The organism is Pleionea sediminis (assembly GCF_007570825.1).
Taxonomy (GTDB): Bacteria; Pseudomonadota; Gammaproteobacteria; order Enterobacterales; family Kangiellaceae; genus Pleionea; species Pleionea sediminis.
Map to the genome: position 1 here is coordinate 1 of NZ_SUNB01000001.1, position 3,744 is coordinate 3,744.

General features: G+C 40.8%; 3 protein-coding genes. All 3 read right to left on the minus strand.

Going from position 1 to position 3,744, the window contains the following annotated elements; genetic code table 11:
- The coding region (locus tag FAX86_RS22405) for a thrombospondin type 3 repeat-containing protein (RefSeq protein ID WP_205859070.1) at positions 1-1,953 on the minus strand (1,953 nt) is incomplete at its 3' end.
- A gap of 39 nt (positions 1,954-1,992) precedes the next feature.
- A complete protein-coding gene (locus FAX86_RS00010) occupies positions 1,993-2,862 on the minus strand; it encodes a peptidylprolyl isomerase (protein WP_144391293.1) in 870 nt (289 codons plus the stop codon).
- A gap of 7 nt (positions 2,863-2,869) precedes the next feature.
- Positions 2,870-3,742, minus strand: a complete 873-nt coding sequence (locus tag FAX86_RS00015) for a peptidylprolyl isomerase (protein WP_144391294.1) — start codon at positions 3,740-3,742, stop codon at positions 2,870-2,872.
- Positions 3,743-3,744: the final 2 nt, after the last annotated feature.

A 3,744-nucleotide genomic window follows, 5' to 3' on the forward strand; every position in this document is an offset into this window, starting at 1 on the left:
GCCGTCTAAATCAGAGGTTTCATTGGGATCATTCGGGAAAGCGTCTTGATCATTGTCAACGCCATCACCGTCGCGATCAGGATCCGCATTATCACCAATGCCATCACTATCAATATCGGACGATTCATTCGGATCATTCGGGAAAGCATCTTGATCGTTTGCAACACCGTCGCCATCGCGATCGGGATCGGAATTGTCACCAATACCATCGCCGTCTAAATCAGAGGTTTCATTGGGATCATTCGGGAAAGCGTCTTGATCATTATTAACACCATCACCATCGCGATCGGGATCGGCATTATCACCAATACCGTCACCGTCTATATCAGACCATTCATTCGGATTATTAGGAAAGGCATCTTGCTCATTATTAACACCGTCACCATCGCGATCGGGATCCGAGTTATCACCAATACCATCGCCATCTAAATCGAATGCTTCAGTAGGATCATTAGGAAAAACATCGAGGTCGTTGTCAACACCATCACCATCGCGATCAGGATCGGCATTATCACCGATACCATCACCATCAATGTCGGACCATTCGTTTGGATCATTAGGAAAAACATCGTTTGAATTATCAACACCATCACCATCGCGATCGGGATCGGAATTGTCACCAATGCCATCACCATCTAAATCGGACCATTCATTGGGGTCATTGGGAAAGGCGTCTTGATCATCAGGATAGCCATCACCATCACTATCGACATTACCCAAAACAACCAGTATTCCACGGCTCTTACCTTCTCGACCTGCAACGTCAACGGCACGAACGGACATATGATTGTCGCCCGCTTTTAATCCTTCTGTGATTTCACACGACATTCGATTGTCAGCAATTTGAGTACAAGGAACATTGTTATAGGCTTGACGATTAACCCAAAAATAAATGTTTTCAATTGGCAGTGGATTATCATCGAAATATTCAAAGACAAAAATAACTCTTTCTTCATTAATGCCCTGACCAAACTGAGGAGAAATAACGTTAAATGCTGGTGCCACCAAGTCGATGTTGACTCGCTCTGAAAATCCTGTTTTGTTGTCAGCATTATCAACCGCTAAACCAAAGACCTCCTGGTTTTCACCTGCGGTATTAATCGATACCGGTGGCTCACAAAATTTAACACCACTGATACTATCAGAACAACTGAATGTCGCGTCAACAGGTTCTAAATACCAACCGTTTGCGCTTCGTTGGCCTGTGATCGTCGCATCTATTTCAGGTCCCGTTTTATCGATGGAAACATCAAACTTTAATGTTCCTCTATTGCCTGCATTATCAAATGCTTCAACAAAAACGGTTTGGTTAGCTCCCTCAAAAGATAATGTTTGTGATGATGGACACAGTTGAACTCCGCTGCCTTCATCTGTACATTCAAACGTTATTGATACATCAGAGTTAAACCAACCGTAAGTTCCTTGATTCGATTCTTCATTAATTAAAACTTCGTTGTCGTCGTAAACCAAACGAGCCAAAATATTTGGTGCTTCTAAATCCAGGACATAAGCATAAATCGCAATAGTGCCGCCTGGTTTTCCCGCCATTCGAACAACCAGCTCGTTTGATTCTTCAAAAGTTACTGGAATGGTTATGAGATCTCGGTTCTTATTAATTTGACTGCCATCTTCAATTAACTCGCCATTAAGATAAACGGCCGCCGCGGTTGCGTGTGGCCCAATGTAATCACCTTCAGCATTCCGACCATTAAATATTTTAACAACGCCCGCTCGACCTGCAGTGCTTTGAAAGTTGCGATTCTCTGAGATGGGCTTACCTCGTTGTCGCTCAAAAACCCACGGGCCGTCGAGTAACATTTCTTTATTTGTAACGTTTTCTTCTGCAACCTCATTACTACAACCAGAAAGCGTTAATAAACCAATTAGTAACGCTACTCCACAACGACCGAAGTTTGCAGTGCTGCACATTTTAAGAAATCGAAATAAAACCACACTCATAACCTTAAATACGTTTTACATTCCATTATTTTTTTAATTATCAACATCATTGTGATAAACAACTTTCGCTTCAGCGAGAATTTCCTTGGAAGCTTTTTTAACCGCTTTACGCAGCTGTATTGGCGCCAATGACTTACGAATATCATTTCTTACTTCGGCAAGCGGTTTCGGACTAACCTTCTGCTCTTTAACCACTCGAAGAATCATTGGGATACCATCAACAAAGTGAACTGACGATGCTTCTTGCAATGGCAAACCTTGTATTATCGAATCAACTTTCGAATTCAAAACACCTTGTGTCACAGCACCCTTAGCATAACTCACACCAAACCCTTGCTGCTTTAACTGCTGCACCTTATCTTGCCACTGCGGCTCTTTGGCGATGTCACTTAATGAACTCATAATTTTCTTGCGAGCTTCACCAGAAACTTTGCTGTTCGCTTTAACCACTTCGTAACTACGAACTGTTTTCCCACCAAATTTATCGGGATTATTTTCGTAATACTCTTTAACCATTTCTTCGGTAACGGGTATTGGCGTTAAATTGTTTTTCAGATACAACTTCGCTAATAGCTCTTCACGATAGGCTTTTACTTGGCTATCAATGGAAGCGACTTCTTCTTCTGTCATTAAACTTAACTGTTTGTCTGCCATTGCTCTGCTTAACACCAGACTTTCCAAAACTTTTTGGCGACCCGACTCATCGAGTTGAAATGCCGCAAGCTCACCGACAGTTCGCTCAATAGCACTTTCTAAATCTTCAGAAGAAATCACGTCGCCGTTCACTTTGACAAGCCAGTCTTGATTCGTTGAACTAGAGTCTTCAGTTTTATTCGAAGTGTCAGAACATGCTACAAATAAACTGACTAAAAACACTAACGAAGTCTTTGCGAATAATTTCATTTGCCAATTACCCTTTCTTAATTTCAACGGTACTTAACAGTCGCTCTAACTCTACTTTCTTCGCTTCTTTACGTAATTGATGGCGAATATCGCCTTTAACACGTTCCAAAGGTTGCTTAACAACCGAAGGTCCTTCTATTAACTTAACAATATGAAAACCAAAGGAGCTTTGGAAGGGCTCTGAAACAGCTCCACTCTCCATTTCTTCGAAAACTTTTTTCGAAAACACTGGATCAATGGCTCCTTGATTAATCCAACCAATAACACCACCTTTTTTGGAAGAGATAGTATCTTCAGAAAACTTTTCTGCGAGTTCATCAAATGACTTACCTGCATTCAGCTGACTGTAAACCTGGTGAATCTGCGTATACTTAGCTTGACGCTCTTCTTCTGACATTGAGCTGTTTGTGCGCACTAATATGTGAGCAACTTGAGCTTTTTTACTTTCATATTTATTACTATTTGAAGCGTAATAATTTCGAATGGCTTGTTCCGATATTTTTTCATCCAGATAAGAATCAAAATAGCGTGAAATGATCATCTGCTTTTTAAATTCCTCAAGCTCTGCATTAATTTTCGCTTGATCCAACTGTTCCGTTTTTTGAATGGCTTGCGTTAACGCTTTACGTTCTAAATAATCGTTCAAATAACTGTCGCGCAGTTTTTCATTGGACTTATCAATCCGTTTAAAATCCATGTAAGTTTCAAACTCGTTTTTCGATACCGACTCACTACCCACTTTGGCTATCGATTCTTTATCGCTACAGGCGAATAATGTTGAAAGAACAGTGGTGACCACTAAAGCTTTTGTAAATACTTTCATAGGACTCTCTCTTTCTTTTAATGCAGCTTTCACACTGCTATTTAAACGATTAATCATAA